Below are 22,141 nucleotides of genomic sequence, written 5' to 3'. Positions count from 1 at the left end.
CCTTAAATAGTCGTGAAATCATAAAATTAAGCCAGATAACAACACCAGCTTTCGTTGTAACATATTGCCATTTTATCGTGATTTCCTTATCAATTATACAGTTATAGTATATGCGATAAACTAATGGCTATTAATAAATAAAGAACAAATAAAGCAGCATTAGTTATGATGAATAATTATCCCATTGCTTAATCTAACCGTAAAGAGGTTTAGATGTCTAGATGTATTGACGTCCATTGTGCTAGCGGATATTCTTCCCTGATTCAATTTATGACAGACAGTGGTAGCTGATATGACACGCAAACCGGCAACAATAGCAGTTCGCAATGGGCTGAATAATGATGAGCAGTATGGCTGTGTTGTTCCACCTATTTATCTTTCCAGTACATATAATTTTACTGATTTTAATCAGCCAAGGACGCATGATTATTCCCGCAGGAGTAATCCAGGCCGTGATATGGTGCAACGAGCGTTAGCTGAGCTGGAGGGGGGCGCGGGTGCTATCATGACCAGCAGTGGAATGTCAGCCATTCACCTGTTATGCACGGTTTTCCTTAAGCCCGGCGATCTGTTGATTGCTCCTCATGACTGTTATGGCGGCAGCTACCGCTTGTTTGATAGCCTGAGTCAACGCGGTGCTTATGAAGTGGCTTTTGTCGATCAGAGTGATGAACAGGCATTAAAGCAAGTATTGTCCAAAAAACCAAAGTTGGTCTTGATTGAAACGCCCAGTAATCCTTTGTTACGTATTGTCGATATTGCCCATATATGCCAACTTTCTCATGAGGTAGGTGCGACAGTTGTTGTTGATAACACTTTCCTGAGTCCGGTATTACAGAAGCCTCTGGCGTTGGGGGCAGATTTGGTTGTGCATTCCTGCACTAAATATCTTAACGGGCACTCTGATGTGATTGCCGGAGCCATTATTGCAAAGGATGAAGCGGTTGCAACGGAACTCGCTTGGTGGGCGAATAATATTGGTGTAACCGGCGCCGCGTTTGATAGTTACCTGCTGTTGCGTGGTATGCGTACTTTATCGCCACGGGTCTTGTTACAGCAAAAGAATGCATTGGAGATTGTCGATTATCTTCAACATCAACCGTTAGTGAAAAAACTTTTTTACCCGGCTTTGAAAGATCATCCAGGGCATGAAATTGCTTGTAAACAACAATTTGGTTTTGGCGCAATGATAAGCTTTGAGTTAGATGGTAATGAGCAGGCGATACGCTGTTTCTTGTCTGAGTTAAAGTTATTTACTTTGGCGGAATCATTGGGCGGGGTGGAAACCTTAATTTCCCATACTGCTACCATGACTCACGCTGGAATGTCAGCACAGGCAAGGGCGGAAGCGGGGATTACGGATTCACTATTGCGTGTTTCTGTGGGTATTGAAGATAGTCAGGATTTAATCGCTGATTTGGAAAATGCATTTCAAGCAGTAGTAAAGGAGTGACCATGAGTGCACTGGCAGTTGCAACGGCGGAAAATGGCCGCCAATTACATAAGTTTGGTGGAAGCAGTCTCGCGGATGTGAAATGTTATCAACGGGTAGCCAAGATTATGGCTAATTACAGCCAACCCGGTGACTTAATGGTGGTATCCGCGGCAGGCAGCACGACTAACCAGTTAATTAATTGGCTTAAACTGAGCCAGAACGACCGTATCTCTGCCCATCAGGTACAGCAGGTTCTGCGGCGTTATCAGCAGGATCTGATTAGAGGTTTGCTGCCTGAAACTGTTGCTGAAGAGCTGGTAAAGCGTTTTATTGCCGATCTTGAAAAACTAAGTGCATTACTGGATAAACCGGTTAGTGATGTGACTTACGCAGAAGTGGTGGGACACGGAGAGATCTGGTCCGCACGTTTGATGTCAGCGGTGCTTGAAGACCAGGGTATTCCTAGCGATTGGGTGGATGCCCGCCAGTTTTTACGCGCAGAGCGAGCGGCTCAACCACAAATCGACGTTACCCTTTCCCAGCCGTTGTTAAATCAGTTGTTAACTCAAAATCTAAATAAGCGACTGGTCGTGACCGGTTTTATCTCCAGTAATCATGATGGAGAAACGGTTTTATTGGGGCGGAATGGCAGTGACTATTCTGCAACTCAAGTCGGGGCTTTGGCAGGGGCGAGACGAGTAACCATCTGGAGTGATGTTGCCGGTGTTTACAGTGCTGATCCGAGAAAAGTTAAAGATGCCTGTTTGTTGCCGCTATTGCGTTTGGATGAAGCCAGCGAGCTTGCCCGTCTTGCCGCACCTGTGCTGCATACCCGTACTTTACAGCCTGTTTCCATCAGTGATATTGATTTGCTATTACGTTGCAGCTACCAGCCGGAACAAGGTTCAACGCGTATTGAAAGAGTTTTAGCTTCTGGAACTGGCGCAAAAATTGTTACTAGCCATGATGATGTTTGCCTGATTGAGTTGCACCTGGTTGCTCATCATGATTTTAAACAGATATACAAAGACATTGATCTGTTATTAAAACGGGAACAAATTCGTCCATTGGCAACAGGTATCCATCCAGACTGTAATTTGATTCAGCTCTGTTACACTTCCGAAGTGGTGAATAGTGCACTGGGTGTGCTGGAAGATGCTGCGCTTCCGGGGAGACTTTCCCTAAGAGAAGGTCTGGCGTTGGTGGCGCTGGTTGGGGCCGGTGTATGCAAGAATCCATTACATTGCCACCGTTTTTATCAGCAACTTAAAGATCAGCCGGTAGAATTTATCTGGCACGCGGAGGATGGCATTAGCCTTGTCGCGGTGCTGCGGACCAATCAGACTGAACATGTGATTCAGGGGCTGCATCAGAGTTTGTTCCGTGCTGAAAAGCGGATTGGTCTGATTTTGTTTGGTAAGGGTAATATTGGCTCCCGTTGGTTGGAGTTATTCGCTCGTGAGCAGAAAAATATTTCGGCTCGCAGTGATTTTGAATTTATTCTAGCCGGTGTGGTGGATAGTCGCCGGAGCTTACTGGACTATCAAGGAATTGATGCTAGCCGAGCATTAGCTTTTTTTGACGATGAAGCGACAGAATATGATGTTGATGCATTATTTCTGTGGATGCGAGCGCACCCTTATGACGATCTGGTGATCTTGGATGTGACCGCTAGTGAAGAACTAGCTCGATGTTACAGAGATTTCGCCAGCTATGGTTTCCATGTTATCAGCGCCAATAAAATTGCAGGTGCTTCCAGTAGCAGCGACTATCGCCTTATTCGCGACGCATTTGCCAAAACGGGTCGTCATTGGTTTTACAATGCGACAGTTGGCGCGGGCTTACCGATCAACCATACAGTGAGAGATTTACGGGAGAGTGGCGATACCATTTTGTCCATTAGCGGCATTTTCTCCGGTACATTATCTTGGCTATTTCTGCAATTTGATGGTTCAGTACCATTCAGTGATTTAGTCGAACAGGCGTGGCAACAGGGATTGACAGAACCTGATCCGCGTATTGATCTGTCTGGTCAGGATGTGATGCGCAAATTGATTATCCTTGCCCGTGAAGCAGGGTATGAGATTGAGCCAGAGCAGGTGCGTGTTGAGTCACTAGTTCCGAAAGAAGCAGCATCAGGTTCTATTGAACAGTTCTTTGATAATAGCGGTGCGATCAATGAACAAATGGTGCAACGATTAGCCGCAGCGCAGGAAATGGGCATGGTGCTGCGCTATGTTGCTCGTTTTAATGCGAATGGTAAGGCAAAAGTGGGTGTTGAGGCGGTGCGTCCTGATCACCCATTGGCTTCCTTGCTACCGTGTGACAACGTGTTTGCGATTGAGAGCCGTTGGTACCGCGATAATCCGTTAGTGATACGTGGGCCGGGGGCGGGTCGTGATGTGACCGCCGGAGCGATTCAGTCGGATCTTAACCGTTTGTCACAACGGCTTTAAGCTTTGCGACAGCCTCGCATTGGGCGGGGTTTACTGCGGATTTTTCTAACCTTCACTGATTGATCAAATGTGATTTCCTTCGCTTGATACTTGAGGTAGTGAGAGGGTGGATGTCCTGAACAGGGCATCTTTCCTCATTGCTGCTTTAGGCATCGATCTGTAAGCCGATATAAACAAAGTTAAAGATTGCTTGATGAATTTTTTTCCGATTCAGGGTGAATATTCCTCACCGATTTAACTCAACTTTGTTGTTGACTAAAAAATGCCGATCCCTCATCTTATTTAGACGTCTAAACGTATAGGTGTTTAGAAGTGTAAACAAGAATAACTGGCAAATTATTGAGATGGGAAATTATTCCGCTTGTTAACGAGGTGCAGGGTATGAGTTTTTTTCACGCAAATCAGCGAGAGGCGCTGAATCAGAATCTGGCTGAACTGGAAGGACAGATCCGTGTTTCATTTGAATTCTTTCCACCGCGTACAACCGAGATGGAAAAAACCCTGTGGAAATCCATTAATCGCCTGAGCACCCTCAAGCCTAAATTTGTTTCCGTAACTTATGGTGCTAACTCTGGCGAGCGTGATCGTACCCATAGCATAATCAAGGGAATAAAAGAGAAAACTGGCCTTGAAGCAGCTCCGCACCTTACCTGTATTGATGCTAGCCGTGATGAGTTATGCGAAATTGCCCGTGATTATTGGAAGAATGGTATTCGTCATATTGTGGCTTTACGGGGTGATTTACCGGAAAACGGTGAAAAACCCAAAATGTATGGGTCTGATCTGGTTGAATTACTTAAGAAAGAAGCTGATTTTGATATTTCCGTTGCTGCTTACCCAGAGGTTCATCCAGAAGCAAAAAGTTCTCAGGCTGATCTGATTAGCTTGAAACGAAAAATTGATGCGGGTGCGAACCGGGCTATTACCCAATTCTTCTTTGATGTGGAAAGTTACCTGCGTTTTCGTGACCGCTGTGTGGCTGCCGGGATTGATGTAGAAATCGTACCGGGAATTTTGCCGGTATCCAATTTCCGTCAGCTTAAACGTTTTGCTGTAATGACCAATGTGCGTATTCCTAGCTGGATGACCAGAATGTTTGATGGGTTGGATGATGATCCTGAAAGCGCTAATTTAGTTGGTGCTTCTATTGCAATGGATATGGTGAAGATTTTAAGCCGCGAAGGTGTGAAGGATTTTCATTTTTATACCTTGAACCGCGCGGAACTGAGTTATGCAATTTGTCATACTTTGGGTGTTCGTCCTTAATCATTGGCTCTTACTAAGGAAATTCCTTGGTAAGAGCGTGTTTTTTTATCTATTGCATTCTTACAAAGTATAAATTTTTATTTTCCATCTGGATAATTGAGGTTAATTTATTTTTGATATTTTATTTTATAAAGTTGAATAAATGGAAGAATTAGGATGGTAATTAATAAAATTTTGTTATTAATTAACTCATTAAAAATAAACTATAGTAAATGACGACGCTGGTTATAACGTCTTTATAATATATTTCACATGATTATCACTTTTTCAGTCTCTTTATTGGAAATAAAATTAACTAATTGTAGTCGTCAAATTTATCAGCTCGTATAAAATCCTGCATCTTGGTAAATATCAATGATTACCATATCATTTTTTAACACTCCAACGTAAAAAAATATGTTTGTGGCTCCCCCTTCTGGGCTGATAAATATATTTCCCATGCCTGATATCATTATGTGGCATTTTTTCGTATTCACTATTTCATACCAACCAAATTAGAGGATGAATCAGCCCTATGGGTGTTTTCAGGCGATATTATTTCAATAATATTCGTCCGTGTTTTTGATCCCTAACCTGTTAATACTGCACATTTGCAGTTGGTCTCTGTTTACCTGCTGCAATAACATTATCAATGAGAGATAATTATGCAAAACTCATTATCAAGCACTATCGATACTATTTGTCAGAAACTGCAATTAACTTGTCCGGCGGAAATTGCTTTGTATCCCTTTGATACTTTCCGGGAAAAAACTCGGGGAATGGTTAATTGGGGGGAAGCAAAACGGATTTATGAAATTGCACAAGCGGAACAGGATAGAAACCTACTTCATGAAAAACGTATTTTTGCCTATGCTAATCCGCTGCTGAAAAACGCTGTTCGGTTGGGTACCCGGCAAATGTTGGGTTTTATACAAGGTTATAGTGATCTGTTTGGTAATCGTGCTGATAACTATGCCGCGCCGGGCTCGGTTGCATCGATGTTCTCACCGGCGGCTTATTTGACGGAATTGTACCGTGAAGCCAAAAACTTGCATGACAGCAGCTCAATTTATTACCTAGATAAACGTCGCCCGGATTTAGCAAGCTTAATGCTCAGCCAGAAAAATATGGATGAGGAAATTTCAACGCTGGCTCTCTCTAATGAATTGTGCCTTGCCGGGATCGAAACAAAAACAGGAAAATCACAAGATGAAGTGATGGATATGTTGTCAACTTATCGTTTAAGTGGAGAGACACCTTATCATCACGCTTATGAAACTGTTCGTGAAATCGTTCATGAACGTGATCCAGGATTTCGTCATTTGTCACAGGCACCCATTGTTGCTGCTAAGCTCGATCCTGTGACTTTGTTGGGTATTAGCTCCCATATTTCGCCAGAACTGTATAACTTGCTGATTGAGGAGATCCCGGAAAAAGATGAAGCCGCGCTTGATACGCTTTATAAAACAAACTTTGGCGATATTACTACTGCTCAGTTAATGTCCCCAAGTTATCTGGCCCGGTATTATGGCGTCTCACCGGAAGATATTGCCTACGTGACGACTTCATTATCACATGTTGGATATAGCAGTGATATTCTGGTTATTCCGTTGGTCGATGGTGTGGGTAAGATGGAAGTAGTTCGTGTTACCCGAACACCATCGGATAATTATACCAGTCAGACGAATTATATTGAGCTGTATCCACAGGGTGGCGACAATTATTTGATCAAATACAATCTAAGCAATAGTTTTGGTTTGGATGATTTTTATCTGCAATATAAAGATGGTTCCGCTGATTGGACTGAGATTGCCCATAATCCCTATCCTGATATGGTCATAAATCAAAAGTATGAATCACAGGCGACAATCAAACGTAGTGACTCTGACAATATACTCAGTATAGGGTTACAAAGATGGCATAGCGGTAGTTATAATTTTGCCGCCGCCAATTTTAAAATTGACCAATACTCCCCGAAAGCTTTCCTGCTTAAAATGAATAAGGCTATTCGGTTGCTCAAAGCTACCGGCCTCTCTTTTGCTACGTTGGAGCGTATTGTTGATAGTGTTAATAGCACCAAATCCATCACGGTTGAGGTATTAAACAAGGTTTATCGGGTAAAATTCTATATTGATCGTTATGGCATCAGTGAAGAGACAGCCGCTATTTTGGCTAATATTAATATCTCTCAGCAAGCTGTTGGCAATCAGCTTAGCCAGTTTGAGCAACTATTTAATCACCCGCCGCTCAATGGTATTCGCTATGAAATCAGTGAGGACAACTCCAAACATCTTCCTAATCCTGATCTGAACCTTAAACCAGACAGTACCGGTGATGATCAACGCAAGGCGGTTTTAAAACGCGCGTTTCAGGTTAACGCCAGTGAGTTGTATCAGATGTTATTGATCACTGATCGTAAAGAAGACGGTGTTATCAAAAATAACTTAGAGAATTTGTCTGATCTGTATTTGGTTAGTTTGCTGGCCCAGATTCATAACCTGACTATTGCTGAATTGAACATTTTGTTGGTGATTTGTGGCTATGGCGACACCAACATTTATCAGATTACCGACGATAATTTAGCCAAAATAGTGGAAACATTGTTGTGGATCACTCAATGGTTGAAGACCCAAAAATGGACAGTTACCGACCTGTTTCTGATGACCACGGCCACTTACAGCACCACTTTAACGCCAGAAATTAGCAATCTGACGGCTACGTTGTCTTCAACTTTGCATGGCAAAGAGAGTCTGATTGGGGAAGATCTGAAAAGAGCAATGGCGCCTTGCTTCACTTCGGCTTTGCATTTGACTTCTCAAGAAGTTGCGTATGACCTGCTGTTGTGGATAGACCAGATTCAACCGGCACAAATAACTGTTGATGGGTTTTGGGAAGAAGTGCAAACAACACCAACCAGCTTGAAGGTGATTACCTTTGCTCAGGTGCTGGCACAATTGAGCCTGATCTATCGTCGTATTGGGTTAAGTGAAACGGAACTGTCACTGATCGTGACTCAATCTTCTCTGCTAGTGGCAGGCAAAAGCATACTGGATCACGGTCTGTTAACCCTGATGGCCTTGGAAGGTTTTCATACCTGGGTTAATGGCTTGGGGCAACATGCCTCCTTGATATTGGCGGCGTTGAAAGACGGAGCCTTGACAGTTACCGATGTAGCACAAGCTATGAATAAGGAGGAATCTCTCCTACAAATGGCAGCTAATCAGGTGGAGAAGGATCTAACAAAACTGACCAGTTGGACACAGATTGACGCTATTCTGCAATGGTTACAGATGTCTTCGGCCTTGGCGGTTTCTCCACTGGATCTGGCAGGGATGATGGCCCTGAAATATGGGATAGATCATAACTATGCTGCCTGGCAAGCTGCGGCGGCTGCGCTGATGGCTGATCATGCTAATCAGGCACAGAAAAAACTGGATGAGACGTTCAGTAAGGCATTATGTAACTATTATATTAATGCTGTTGTCGATAGTGCTGCTGGAGTACGTGATCGTAACGGTTTATATACCTATTTGCTGATTGATAATCAGGTTTCTGCCGATGTGATCACTTCACGTATTGCAGAAGCTATCGCCGGTATTCAACTGTACGTTAACCGGGCTTTAAACCGAGATGAAGGTCAGCTTGCATCGGACGTTAGTACCCGTCAGTTCTTCACTGACTGGGAACGTTACAATAAACGTTACAGTACTTGGGCTGGTGTCTCTGAACTGGTCTATTATCCAGAAAACTATGTTGATCCCACTCAGCGCATTGGGCAAACCAAAATGATGGATGCGCTGTTGCAATCCATCAACCAGAGCCAGCTAAATGCGGATACGGTGGAAGATGCTTTCAAAACTTATTTGACCAGCTTTGAGCAGGTAGCAAATCTGAAAGTAATTAGTGCTTACCACGATAATGTGAATGTGGATCAAGGATTAACTTATTTTATCGGTATCGACCAAGCAGCTCCGGGTACGTATTACTGGCGTAGTGTTGATCACAGCAAATGTGAAAATGGCAAGTTTGCCGCTAATGCTTGGGGTGAGTGGAATAAAATTACCTGTGCTGTCAATCCTTGGAAAAATATCATCCGTCCGGTTGTTTATATGTCCCGCTTATATCTGCTATGGCTGGAGCAGCAATCAAAGAAAAGTGATGATGGTAAAACCACGATTTATCAATATAACTTAAAACTGGCTCATATTCGTTACGACGGTAGTTGGAATACACCATTTACTTTTGATGTGACAGAAAAGGTAAAAAATTACACGTCGAGTACTGATGCTGCTGAATCTTTAGGGTTGTATTGTACTGGTTATCAAGGGGAAGACACTCTATTAGTTATGTTCTATTCGATGCAGAGTAGTTATAGCTCCTATACCGATAATAATGCGCCGGTCACTGGGCTATATATTTTCGCTGATATGTCATCAGACAATATGACGAATGCACAAGCAACTAACTATTGGAATAACAGTTATCCGCAATTTGATACTGTGATGGCAGATCCGGATAGCGACAATAAAAAAGTCATAACCAGAAGAGTTAATAACCGTTATGCGGAGGATTATGAAATTCCTTCCTCTGTGACAAGTAACAGTAATTATTCTTGGGGTGATCACAGTTTAACCATGCTTTATGGTGGTAGTGTTCCTAATATTACTTTTGAATCGGCGGCAGAAGATTTAAGGCTATCTACCAATATGGCATTGAGTATTATTCATAATGGATATGCGGGAACCCGCCGTATACAATGTAATCTTATGAAACAATACGCTTCATTAGGTGATAAATTTATAATTTATGATTCATCATTTGATGATGCAAACCGTTTTAATCTGGTGCCATTGTTTAAATTCGGAAAAGACGAGAACTCAGATGATAGTATTTGTATATATAATGAAAACCCTTCCTCTGAAGATAAGAAGTGGTATTTTTCTTCGAAAGATGACAATAAAACAGCGGATTATAATGGTGGAACTCAATGTATAGATGCTGGAACCAGTAACAAAGATTTTTATTATAATCTCCAGGAGATTGAAGTAATTAGTGTTACTGGTGGGTATTGGTCGAGTTATAAAATATCCAACCCGATTAATATCAATACGGGCATTGATAGTGCTAAAGTAAAAGTCACCGTAAAAGCGGGTGGTGACGATCAAATCTTTACTGCTGATAATAGTACCTATGTTCCTCAGCAACCGGCACCCAGTTTTGAGGAGATGATTTATCAGTTCAATAACCTGACAATAGATTGTAAGAATTTAAATTTCATCGACAATCAGGCACATATTGAGATTGATTTCACCGCTACGGCACAAGATGGCCGATTCTTGGGTGCAGAAACTTTTATTATCCCGGTAACTAAAAAAGTTCTCGGTACTGAGAACGTGATTGCGTTATATAGCGAAAATAACGGTGTTCAATATATGCAAATTGGCGCATATCGTACCCGTTTGAATACGTTATTCGCTCAACAGTTGGTTAGCCGTGCTAATCGTGGCATTGATGCAGTGCTCAGTATGGAAACTCAGAATATTCAGGAACCGCAATTAGGAGCGGGCACATATGTGCAGCTTGTGTTGGATAAATATGATGAGTCTATTCATGGCACTAATAAAAGCTTTGCTATTGAATATGTTGATATATTTAAAGAGAACGATAGTTTTGTGATTTATCAAGGAGAACTTAGCGAAACAAGTCAAACTGTTGTGAAAGTTTTCTTATCCTATTTTATAGAGGCGACTGGAAATAAGAACCACTTATGGGTACGTGCTAAATACCAAAAGGAAACGACTGATAAGATCTTGTTCGACCGTACTGATGAGAAAGATCCGCACGGTTGGTTTCTCAGCGACGATCACAAGACCTTTAGTGGTCTCTCTTCCGCACAGGCATTAAAGAACGACAGTGAACCGATGGATTTCTCTGGCGCCAATGCTCTCTATTTCTGGGAACTGTTCTATTACACGCCGATGATGATGGCTCATCGTTTGTTGCAGGAACAGAATTTTGATGCGGCGAACCATTGGTTCCGTTATGTCTGGAGTCCATCCGGTTATATCGTTGATGGTAAAATTGCTATCTACCACTGGAACGTGCGACCGCTGGAAGAAGACACCAGTTGGAATGCACAACAACTGGACTCCACCGATCCAGATGCTGTAGCCCAAGATGATCCGATGCACTACAAGGTGGCTACCTTTATGGCGACGTTGGATCTGCTAATGGCCCGTGGTGATGCTGCTTACCGCCAGTTAGAGCGTGATACGTTGGCTGAAGCTAAAATGTGGTATACACAGGCGCTTAATCTGTTGGGTGATGAGCCACAAGTGATGCTGAGTACGACTTGGGCTAATCCAACATTGGGTAATGCTGCTTCAAAAACCACACAGCAGGTTCGTCAGCAAGTGCTTACCCAGTTGCGTCTCAATAGCAGGGTAAAAACCCCGTTGCTAGGAACAGCCAATTCCCTGACCGCTTTATTCCTGCCGCAGGAAAATAGCAAGCTCAAAGGCTACTGGCGGACACTGGCGCAGCGTATGTTTAATTTACGTCATAATCTGTCGATTGACGGCCAGCCGCTCTCCTTGCCGCTGTATGCTAAACCGGCTGATCCAAAAGCTTTACTGAGTGCGGCGGTTTCAGCTTCTCAAGGGGGAGCCGACTTGCCGAAGGCGCCGCTGACTATTCACCGCTTCCCTCAAATGCTAGAAGGGGCACGGGGCTTGGTTAACCAGCTTATACAGTTCGGTAGTTCACTATTGGGGTACAGTGAGCGTCAGGATGCGGAAGCTATGAGTCAACTACTGCAAACCCAAGCCAGCGAGTTAATACTGACCAGTATTCGTATGCAGGATAACCAATTGGCAGAGCTGGATTCGGAAAAAACCGCCTTGCAAGTCTCTTTAGCTGGAGTGCAACAACGGTTTGACAGCTATAGCCAACTGTATGAGGAGAACATCAACGCAGGTGAGCAGCGAGCGCTGGCGTTACGCTCAGAATCTGCTATTGAGTCTCAGGGAGCGCAGATTTCCCGTATGGCAGGCGCGGGTGTTGATATGGCACCAAATATCTTCGGCCTGGCTGATGGCGGCATGCATTATGGTGCTATTGCCTATGCCATCGCTGACGGTATTGAGTTGAGTGCTTCTGCCAAGATGGTTGATGCGGAGAAAGTTGCTCAGTCGGAAATATATCGCCGTCGCCGTCAAGAATGGAAAATTCAGCGTGACAACGCACAAGCGGAGATTAACCAGTTAAACGCGCAACTGGAATCACTGTCTATTCGCCGTGAAGCCGCTGAAATGCAAAAAGAGTACCTGAAAACCCAGCAAGCTCAGGCGCAGGCACAACTTACTTTCTTAAGAAGCAAATTCAGTAATCAAGCGTTATATAGTTGGTTACGAGGGCGTTTGTCAGGTATTTATTTCCAGTTCTATGACTTGGCCGTATCACGTTGCCTGATGGCAGAGCAATCCTATCAATGGGAAGCTAATGATAATTCCATTAGCTTTGTCAAACCGGGTGCATGGCAAGGAACTTACGCCGGCTTATTGTGTGGAGAAGCTTTGATACAAAATCTGGCACAAATGGAAGAGGCATATCTGAAATGGGAATCTCGCGCTTTGGAAGTAGAACGCACGGTTTCATTGGCAGTGGTTTATGATTCACTGGAAGGTAATGATCGTTTTAATTTAGCGGAACAAATACCTGCATTATTGGATAAGGGGGAGGGAACAGCAGGAACTAAAGAAAATGGGTTATCATTGGCTAATGCTATCCTGTCAGCTTCGGTCAAATTGTCCGACTTGAAACTGGGAACGGATTATCCAGACAGTATCGTTGGTAGCAACAAGGTTCGTCGTATTAAGCAAATCAGTGTTTCGCTACCTGCATTGGTTGGGCCTTATCAGGATGTTCAGGCTATGCTCAGCTATGGTGGCAGTACTCAATTGCCGAAAGGTTGTTCAGCGTTGGCTGTGTCTCATGGTACCAATGATAGTGGTCAGTTCCAGTTGGATTTCAATGACGGCAAATACCTGCCATTTGAAGGTATTGCTCTTGATGATCAGGGTACACTGAATCTTCAATTTCCGAATGCTACCGACAAGCAGAAAGCAATATTGCAAACTATGAGCGATATTATTTTGCATATTCGTTATACCATCCGTTAATTAATTTCGCGATTATATAATACAGGCTCTCTTTTGGGGGAGCCTGATAGAAGCAATTTATGAGATATTTATAGAAGATAATTTTTTAAATTAACTTGAGGTTTTTATATTATTTAAGTTTAATCTATCTGTTTTCTGTTTTCTGTTTTCTGTTTTCTGTTTTCTGTTTTCTGTTTTCTTATTTTCTTAAAGGCGTGTAATGTAAAAAGGTGAGATCTCTTGTGATGATTTTGATTGGCCTGGAATGGGTCTTTTAGGACCTTAGCTTAAGGTTTGGTATAAATTGATAATTTCGATATCGTACCTGAAATGATCATTATTAATGATTAAACTAAAAAGAAGTTTTAGATTTTACGTACATGTATTCCTGTCTTGTGCCTGATTATAAATTAAAGGTTGTTTATGAAGAGTGTTGCGAAAAATAACTATTTTGTATAATATCCATTGGGTAGAGATAATTATGCTTATTTATATGATATTGTTTAAGTTACTTAGTTTGATTAATTTAATGAGTAATTGAGAGTATTTAAATGTGGAATAACTATTAATTATTGTATAAATGTGAGGAGAGTTGTAAGGCGATTTGGCGTGAAAATCTTTATATCTATTTTTCTGGAGACGTTTTTTCAATTCCAGAATAATATATGGTTATTATTACTTTTATGTCATAATTCAGGGAGGGAATTATTAAAAGCTGGGGTGGTTTTACTTTTAATGGTCAAGAATATAGACTTAATCATCTTGATGAATTCGAATTCACTTACATTCAAGAAAAAGAGTGTATTAAGCCGGAGAAGAGCTATAAATTTATTGTTGAATTTGGTCTACACTGTTTTACCCTGAAGCCTAATAAGCGCAAGGGTGAAACCCTTTCTAATTATCCCAGAGATCTCTATTACTTAGATTTTCTAGAAACACGTGTTTTTTGTTTTAAACGATACGTTATGTCTTTCTGCCTTCCAAATATAGTAAAAACGATAAACTCAAGAACTTGTTACAAGACAGGGAAAGGGAATTTTTTTACTATTGAATTCACTAATGACAATAGGGAAATTGTAGACTATGAAATCTATTTCAAAGTGTCACGAGAAAGCCGAGGGAAATTACGATTATTTGTAGAAAGTGCCTACGTCAGAGATAGTGATCACGGTACGATTCAGCCACAGAAGAAAAAAATAAATTTCTTTGTTATTGCCCACAATATTCAGGTTAGAAAACTTATAAAGTAAAAAACCTCACAATAATGAGAGGTTTTTTACTTTATAACTAAGAAAATTAACTGGGAACTCTTTATAACCGCTCTTGGGCTGGTAACCATTGGTTGGATGAGACGCCTAGCTTCCGCTATCCCGTTCATACGCCTTTTAAAGTATATAGTTAACACTGTATACGCCCTATATTCTACACATATATTGTAAAATATTCTTGTCCATTTCGTGCTAAATAGCTATATGGATATCGACTCAATGCAGATATGGATTTTTATTTTTTCTGGCAATATAGTTTGTGTTGGGTACGTTCTTAGTAGTTTGGATCAAGAAATTCTCTTCAAACACGTTTCACCTTGCGTACAGCATTTATTGCGTTTTGTAAAGCAGCATTGGGGGTAAAAGCGTCATTCAAAGCGGTTGTGAATGCCTGAAAATCCTGAACTGTCATTGTTATGCGAGAGTCTCTACCTAATAGCTCACGTGCTTTCTCTTTAGCTGCTGTGCGTACGAATGCAGCCATTGTTGTGCCCATTAAAGCCGCAGCGTGAGAAATAACTTCCCTTTCATCTGTGTCCATCTTTAAATCAAATCGAGTGATAGCAGTCATTACTATTCCTCTTTAAGTACGGTAAATTAACGTATACGGTATTTTGCTGCATAAAAATTGAGTAAACAAGTTTTAATATTGAGTTTGTATCCCCACACTACATTGTCATTGTTAGATTATCTCGGTTTAATAAGTAAAGTCCGCCATAAGCCTTCGTCCAGTATGAGCTGTTGTGGTTCAATAATCCTAGACACCTATCCCCGGATAATCCTTCTCCTCTGACATCTAAAACAGATAAAAATCGGGTCACTTTTTTACATAAGCAGGACAGGAAAAATACTAAGATGCCCTTAATTAATTCAATTTATGTTGGAAAAGGTTATGCCAATTTCATCCATCAGCGGTCATGTGCCACTTAGCCAAACGCAAGCTCCTCAGCACACCGTATCTTCTCCCCTACTCGAACAGGGCAACCGCTTGTTTGAACAGTCTGTCCGACGTGGCTCGCTGCATTTCCAGAGCTCGGATCTCAAGCACTTGATCGCCGAATTGCGCCAGTTGCAGAGTGCTCCCAACAGCGCGCAAGCCCAGCGGGTGCAAGATGCCATCCAGCACTGGGAGAACCACCACCCTAAAGAGGTAGCAGCCCGTAGCACCCGCCTTGCCGAGCTTAAACAGGCTCTGGCAGAACAAGGCGCTATGGTGCGCACTTTCCAGCCAAAGGTGATGACGACCGGTCCCCAAGCTATGTTGCAGCAGGCTATGCCAGCTTTACAGAAGATGGGAACTTACGCATGCACTGATGCTGGCACTTTCGTCAGCAAACAGAATCCTCATTATCAGCAAATCATGGAGAGATTGAAGTTATTCAATGACAACCCGGATCGTCTGAGGGGTAACAACCAAGCCAACATGATGTCCAACATGGCGGCTATCGCCGCTAAACAAGGCAACGTCAGTCTTAACCAACTGCAATCTATCGCCGCCCGTGTCGCCCAAGCCCAAGCGGGTTGCTGCACCACTTTAGCTTATTCTGCGGCAGCCGAACTGGTGAAGCACAATCAAGGTGACCAGCAGCGCATTGAGGTAGTCGCTCATCGTGGCTCTAAGGGGCATACCCAGACCCATTGCTTCGTGGTGGTCGGGCGCGATCCCAGCAGTGAACTCAGCAAACCCGAAACTTGGGGTAAGCAAGCACACGTCATCGATCCTTGGGCTGCTACCATAGGTGGTAGATTGCAAGGTACGCCGAGTAATCCTCCGATCGCTAACCTGTGGCCGCCGACTGAATCTGTGTTTGACAACCATAAAGAGTAACCATGTTCAATTCCTTATTATCAGAACTGTGCCGACGCCTTGGGCAGGCCGAAGAATCTCTACATTCGGAGGGACTCGATCTGCTGCTCGGCCCTTTTAGTTTGCATATCCGCCAACGCGATGAGTTGGTAACTTTGTTTATTCCGTTAGGTGATGTCGAACCTTGTTCGTTGGCTACACTGGCCGATTGGCCATCATTGCAACTGAGCCGTAGCGGTGAGGGTGAGACTCTGCTCTGGAGCCGTGAATGGTTGGAGAGGCTGGATGCTGAGTTGTTGGTCAACTTGGTCGAGCGGATGTTACAGCAAGCCAGGAACCTTACAGCTACGGTCCCTATCACTGAAAGCCAAGAATGGCCGACATTCAGTATTCAAGGGAGTTCTTGGCACAAAGTTTAGGCGAAAAACTTTAAGAGATTAATCAGGTGTGTTATTGCAAGCCACGAGCGATATTATTTTGTGCATTCGTTATACCACTCGCTGACTAGTAATGTTATTACTGGGTACAGGTTTTCCTACGGGGGAGCCTGACGGAAATAATTTGTGAGAAATTCACCGAGGTAAACTTTTAAATTAATTTTATATAATTTCCTAATTACGAAGTTAAACCATCGGCGTCGATACCTGTGCGTAAGAATGAACAAGGGCGGTTTCCCGCCCCTCTTAATAGACTCTTAAATGGATTTCAGCAGGTCAAAGAATGCTGATCTGCGTTGACATGGTATTTCGAGGCCAATTAGCAGAAGTGTTCTGGTAGCTGAAGATACCATTTTGGTAGCCATCGAGGCTGTATTCTTTCAGGAAGCCAACCACAATTTGGCCCGCAGCACATGGCCAATTGTATTGCCCGTTTGTAATGCACACTGGTGTAGAAGAGTACAGCGAGTATGGCAGTGTACCGCCGTTCATCCAAGCAAAGGAATTATATCCATAGCCAATTTCCAGAACGGCGGCGCGGAGCTGATATCCTCCGTGATTGCAGTTCGTCACCGGTAAGTTGGAAGTGTATTCCCATCCGCAATTCGTTGAGCCAACGGCATAGACCCACATATTGGTTAGCGGAGGCGCGGCAACGTAAGCTACCTCAGACTTAGTGTTGAGCTCCTTCTCTTCAGCTCGGATGGGGCTCTCAGGGTTAGGTAGTAGCTGGGATTGCGCTGCCAGGGCGTTTTGAGCAGTAGAGACCTCTTTCGGTTGCTCTGTTTGGGCATAGGCATTAATGCCAAACAAGGAAGCAAGAGATAACAGCATAGCAAGTTTATTTTTCTTCATTATTGAATTCTCTTAGAAATGGAAAAATCCAATTTTAGGGAAGTGAGCGAAAATCACATTATTAAATTTTATTTATGTAATGATCGAAATTTTTGCGGAGGTGATTGTTTGCTTGCTTATTTCACTGAGGAACAAAGGTGGATAAATGATAAGGAATTTTTCCTCAATTACGCTTCACTTGTGAGAAATAACCTCTTTTTTGTTGTCTATTGAGCACATTTTGTACTGGTTTGTTTGGGGAAGATTTCAGTACTGTGCTCAATAATGTCACTACAATCGCGCTGAGATTGTTTCCTCCTGACAGCGACTAACCTGTATTTCGCATTCCCGCTGCGATACCGGCAATGGTTACCATCAACGCTTGTTCAACCTGAGGATCGGGATGCTGCTGTTGACGGGAACGCAGTAATAGTTCTGCCTGTAAGACGTTTAATGGATCAGTGTAAACATTACGCAGGGCGATTGATTCTGCAATCCACGGTAGATCTGCCATCAGGTGTTCATCTTTGGAAATGGTTAATACCGTCTTAATATCTGCGGAAAGTTGCTCGCGCAGTTTCTGGCCTAACGGCCATAAGTTCTTATCTACCAGACGATGATCATAATATTCCGCCAGCCACAAGTCGGCTTTAGCGAAGACCATTTCCAACATACCAATGCGAGTGGTAAAGAAAGGCCAATTACGGCACATTTCTGCTAGTACATCCTGCTTCCCATCATTGACAACTTTTTGTAGCGCAGCACCAGCACCTAACCAGGCTGGCAACATTAGGCGATTCTGTGTCCAGGCGAAAATCCACGGGATAGCGCGTAAACTTTCCACGCCACCTGCCGGATGACGTTTGGCTGGGCGAGAACCTAAAGGCAGTCTAGCTAATTCCTGTTCTGGCGTTGCAGCGCGGAAATAAGGCACAAAATCGGGCTGTTCACGCACATAATCACGATACATCTTGCAGGAAACATCAGATAGGGTATCCATCACCTGATGCCATTCCAGTTTAGGCTCCGGTGGTGGTAGTAGGTTTGCTTCCAGAATTGCACTGGCATATAAGGCTAAGCTACTGATAGTGACCTGTGGCAGACCGAATTTAAAGCGGATCATTTCACCCTGTTCAGTTACACGTAGGCCGCCTTTTAAGCTTCCCGGTGGTTGGGAAAGCAGTGCTGCATGTGCTGGCGCACCGCCACGACCAATGGTGCCTCCGCGACCGTGGAACAAAGTCAGCGTAACGCCTTCTTTTTCACAAACTTTAATCAAGGCATCCTGTGCTCGGTATTGCGCCCATGCCGCAGCCATCACTCCGGCATCTTTCGCTGAATCAGAATAACCAATCATCACCATCTGCTTATCCTGAATCAGTTTGCGATACCACTTAATATCCATCAATTGCTGAATGACATTTTCAGCATTATTCAGGTCATCAAGGGTTTCGAATAGCGGTGCAACGGGTAAGGTGAACGGACAACCAGCTTCTTTCAGTAGTAAGTGAACTGCTAATACATCAGAAGGTACTTTTGCCATTGAGATAACGTAAGCGGCGATAGCGTCTTGCGGTGACTTTGCAATGACTTTACAGGTTGCGAAAACTTCTTGCGTTTCTGTGCTTGGTTGCCAGTTATGTGGGATCAATGGACGTTTTGAGTGTAGTTCATGCAGTAGGAAAGCCTGTTTTTCTTCTTCTGACCAACTGGCGTAGTTACCTAATTCCAGATATTGCGTTAATTCAGAAATGGCGGTTGTATGGCGGGTACTTTCTTGGCGCACATCAATGCGTACCAGCGACAGGCCAAAGCAGCGGATACGGCGCAAGATATCTAATAGCTGACCATTGGCAATGATTTCCATTCCGCAGGTTTTTAGTGACTGATAACAGGCGTAAAGTGGTTGCCAAAGTTGTTCATTATCCACCAGCAGATCAGTTGGTGGCAGAACTTGCTCTCCTTTCAGTTGTTTCTCCAAATAAGTCAATGTATTGCTGAGTTGTGCCCGCAATTTTTTAGCAATTTCTCGGTAAGGTTCCAGAATTTCATCACCACCTGCTAGCTTACGAACTTCGGGTGTACATTCAGACATGGATAGTTCAGAAACCAGAACCTGAATATCTTTCAGGAATAGATCGGCTGCTTTCCAGCGGCTAAGCAGTAATACATGATGAGTCACTTCAGCCGTTACATTTGGATTACCGTCGCGGTCGCCGCCCATCCAGGAAGTAAAGCGGATAGGTACCGCTTCAACCGGCAGGCTGTAATCGATTGACTCTTCCAGTTGTTCATTAAATTCACGCAGAAATGCCGGTACGCCCTCCCACAAGCTGTTTTCTACCATAGCGAAGCCCCACTTAGCTTCATCAATTGGAGTTGGGCGAATTTTACGGATTTCATCGGTATGCCATGACTGGGCAACTAATTGACGCAGACGACGCATAATGTTGTTACGCTCATAATCTGCCAGATCATCGTGATCGAGTTGCGATAGACAAGTGTTAACTGCCACCAGCTTGTGAATTAATGTACGACGCGCGATTTCAGTAGGGTGAGCTGTGAGGACCAGTTCAATAGACAGCTCATTGACCGCTTTTTTCAGATCGTCGTTATTGAAATTTTTTTCTTTTAACTGGGTGAATAATTTCGCTAACGCAACGGGATTACTGGCGGCTTCACCATGTGGGGAGATGCTGTGATACTGTTCTGCAACGTTTGTTAGGTTGAGAAATTGGTTGAAAGCGCGGGCAACTGGCAATAGTTCATCATTAGATAGGTTTTGCAAGGTAGATAATAGTTGCTGGCGATGTATTTCGTTGCCTGCGCGGGATGATTTGGATAATTTACGGATAGTCTCGACTTTATCGAGAATATCTTCTCCTAACGCTTCTTTGATTGTGTCTCCGAGCAGCTTACCTAGCATGCTGACATTACTACGCATTGCGGAATATTGTTGGTTCATATGACTCTTGGCCTTTATTGCTGGCAGAATGTTGGTTCTGTTCCTGTAGAAAAATTTTATTTAAGTGACGGAAAGTTGTTTTTTGTGTCGCCACAGTGTTGCATTTACCCTAAACCTTCATATTCATATCAGAAAATCATCAGTTTTGGCGAAATTTCTAAAATTTAATGGCAGGTCACGTTCCATAAGTATTACTTATGCGCAGGAGGCTTGGGGAAGGGGCTTTTGTTGCTAGTTATGATGCTTGAGTCCCCCTGACTTTTGGGGGACGAGTAAAACGATTAATTATTGCTTAGACAAAAATGATCTATTAACTGAGAAATTATCTTTCTGGTAGGTTCAATAAACGACATATCAATAAACTCATCCGGCTGATGTGCTTGTGCAATAGAACCTGGGCCAAGTACCAATGTGGGACATAATTCCTGAATGAATGGTGCTTCGGTACAGTAGTTGACCGTTTCAGCCTTGCGGCCTAGCAGTTTCTCTATCACATCAATCATTTTGTGATCGGTTGGGCATGCATAACCGGGAATAGGGGGATGTAATTCGTTGATAGTCAGACGGCCAGGCCAACGCTGCTTCACTGGTTCAAGGGCTTCATTTAACAGGTCGTTCAGATCCTGTAACGTTAGTCCCGGTAACGGGCGAATATCCATATGCAATTCACAATGGGCACAAATACGGTTTACTGCATCACCTCCGTGAATATAGCCGAAATTCATGGTTGGATATGGAATGGCAAATGCCGGGTTGTTATAGCGCTCTTTTAGCGTATTGCGTAGTTCAATCAAGTGCCCAATAGATTCGTGCATCAAATCAATGGCGTTTATACCACGGTCTGGATCACTGGAATGCCCGGATTGACCAACAATGCGAATAGCGTTCGATAAATGTCCTTTATGTGCGCAGATAGGATGCAATGAGGTCGGTTCACCGATAATAGCGAAATCTGGTCGAATAGTGGTACTTGCGGCGAAATAGCGGGCTCCCGCCATTGTTGTCTCTTCATCTGCGGTTGCCAGAATGTACAGCGGACGGGTTATTTTACTGACATCAATGTCTCGCAACGCATCAATAATAAAGGCGAAAAAGCCTTTCATGTCTGCTGTACCTAAACCATACAGTTTGTTATCTCGTTCTGTCAGGGTGAAGGGATCTTTAGCCCAAAGCCCTTCATCAAAGGGGACAGTATCAGTGTGCCCACATAGGAGTAATCCACCTGGGCCACTCCCCAGCGTCGCCAGTAGATTGTATTTTCCGTGGGTCTCGGGGACGGGTTGTATCTCAATCTCGAAACCAATTTCCTTTAACCAACTTGCCAGTAGGTTGATGAGAGATTCATTACTCTGGTCAATACTGATATCGGTGGCACTGATAGATGGCGTCGCGATTAGTTGCCGAAATAACTCAATAAATGGAGGTAATTTTATATTCACTGTTGACAGCCTTTATTCATGATAGTATCAATATTCATGCATTTTTTTTGAATAAAAATACACTATACTGTTTAGATACTGAGCACAAGGTAAGAT

10 protein-coding genes are annotated in these 22,141 nt (G+C 43.3%); 6 read left to right on the top strand and 4 right to left on the bottom strand.

Going from position 1 to position 22,141, the window contains the following annotated elements:
• Positions 1-292 precede the first annotated feature (292 nt).
• The 4 genes from metB to tcbA all read left to right on the top strand — a co-directional run bounded on the left by metB (position 293) and on the right by tcbA (position 13,316).
• On the top strand, positions 293-1,453 hold the full coding sequence (metB, locus tag EAE93_RS09395; protein ID WP_040148779.1) for a cystathionine gamma-synthase: 1,161 nt from the start codon (positions 293-295) through the stop codon (positions 1,451-1,453).
• A gap of 2 nt (positions 1,454-1,455) precedes the next feature.
• Positions 1,456-3,891: a bifunctional aspartate kinase/homoserine dehydrogenase II gene (locus EAE93_RS09390; protein ID WP_040148780.1), complete on the top strand. Its 2,436-nt coding sequence runs from the start codon at positions 1,456-1,458 to the stop codon at positions 3,889-3,891.
• Positions 3,892-4,272: 381 nt separating this feature from the next.
• A complete protein-coding gene (gene metF, locus EAE93_RS09385) occupies positions 4,273-5,157 on the top strand; it encodes a methylenetetrahydrofolate reductase (RefSeq protein WP_036780106.1) in 885 nt (294 codons plus the stop codon).
• Positions 5,158-5,801: 644 nt separating this feature from the next.
• Positions 5,802-13,316 carry an insecticidal toxin complex protein TcbA gene (gene tcbA, locus EAE93_RS09380; protein ID WP_214039557.1) on the top strand — a complete coding sequence of 2,505 codons (7,515 nt, stop codon included), beginning with the start codon at positions 5,802-5,804 and terminating at the stop codon, positions 13,314-13,316.
• 1,548 nt (positions 13,317-14,864) lie between these two features.
• Here tcbA and EAE93_RS09375 read toward each other — a convergent pair.
• The gene (locus tag EAE93_RS09375) at positions 14,865-15,134 is read right to left on the bottom strand and encodes a type II toxin-antitoxin system TacA family antitoxin (RefSeq protein WP_052739647.1); all 270 of its coding nucleotides are present in this window, start codon (positions 15,132-15,134) and stop codon (positions 14,865-14,867) included.
• Between the two features lie 477 nt (positions 15,135-15,611).
• Here EAE93_RS09375 and EAE93_RS09370 point away from each other — a divergent pair, with 477 nt between their 5' ends.
• Together EAE93_RS09370 and EAE93_RS09365 are read left to right on the top strand one after the other, a co-directional pair.
• Positions 15,612-16,391, top strand: coding sequence for a hypothetical protein (locus EAE93_RS09370; RefSeq protein WP_250150963.1), 780 nt, complete (start codon positions 15,612-15,614; stop codon positions 16,389-16,391).
• 2 nt (positions 16,392-16,393) lie between these two features.
• A complete protein-coding gene (locus tag EAE93_RS09365) occupies positions 16,394-16,789 on the top strand; it encodes a type III secretion system chaperone (protein ID WP_214039555.1) in 396 nt (131 codons plus the stop codon).
• A gap of 294 nt (positions 16,790-17,083) precedes the next feature.
• Here the strand turns inward: EAE93_RS09365 and EAE93_RS09360 are convergent, their stop codons facing one another.
• The 3 genes from EAE93_RS09360 to argE all read right to left on the bottom strand — a co-directional run bounded on the left by EAE93_RS09360 (position 17,084) and on the right by argE (position 22,045).
• The gene (locus EAE93_RS09360) at positions 17,084-17,662 is read right to left on the bottom strand and encodes a YolA family protein (protein WP_036814526.1); all 579 of its coding nucleotides are present in this window, start codon (positions 17,660-17,662) and stop codon (positions 17,084-17,086) included.
• A gap of 307 nt (positions 17,663-17,969) precedes the next feature.
• Positions 17,970-20,606, bottom strand: coding sequence for a phosphoenolpyruvate carboxylase (gene ppc / locus EAE93_RS09355; protein ID WP_214039554.1), 2,637 nt, complete (start codon positions 20,604-20,606; stop codon positions 17,970-17,972).
• A 281-nt stretch (positions 20,607-20,887) separates the two neighbouring features.
• Positions 20,888-22,045, bottom strand: a complete 1,158-nt coding sequence (gene argE, locus EAE93_RS09350) for an acetylornithine deacetylase (protein ID WP_110085785.1) — start codon at positions 22,043-22,045, stop codon at positions 20,888-20,890.
• Positions 22,046-22,141 lie beyond the last annotated feature (96 nt).

This window comes from Photorhabdus akhurstii (assembly GCF_018448925.1).
Taxonomy (GTDB): Bacteria; Pseudomonadota; Gammaproteobacteria; order Enterobacterales; family Enterobacteriaceae; genus Photorhabdus; species Photorhabdus akhurstii.
This window is presented reverse-complemented; position numbering and strand designations above follow the sequence as displayed.

Coding starts and splice junctions, on each gene's coding strand:
- tcbA (WP_214039557.1), top strand. CDS start 5,802: ATGCAAAACTCATTATCAAGCACTATCGATACTATTTGTCAGAAACTG.
- metF (WP_036780106.1), top strand. CDS start 4,273: ATGAGTTTTTTTCACGCAAATCAGCGAGAGGCGCTGAATCAGAATCTG.
- EAE93_RS09360 (WP_036814526.1), bottom strand. CDS start 17,662: ATGAAGAAAAATAAACTTGCTATGCTGTTATCTCTTGCTTCCTTGTTT.
- EAE93_RS09390 (WP_040148780.1), top strand. CDS start 1,456: ATGAGTGCACTGGCAGTTGCAACGGCGGAAAATGGCCGCCAATTACAT.
- metB (WP_040148779.1), top strand. CDS start 293: ATGACACGCAAACCGGCAACAATAGCAGTTCGCAATGGGCTGAATAAT.
- EAE93_RS09365 (WP_214039555.1), top strand. CDS start 16,394: ATGTTCAATTCCTTATTATCAGAACTGTGCCGACGCCTTGGGCAGGCC.
- EAE93_RS09375 (WP_052739647.1), bottom strand. CDS start 15,134: ATGACTGCTATCACTCGATTTGATTTAAAGATGGACACAGATGAAAGG.
- ppc (WP_214039554.1), bottom strand. CDS start 20,606: ATGAACCAACAATATTCCGCAATGCGTAGTAATGTCAGCATGCTAGGT.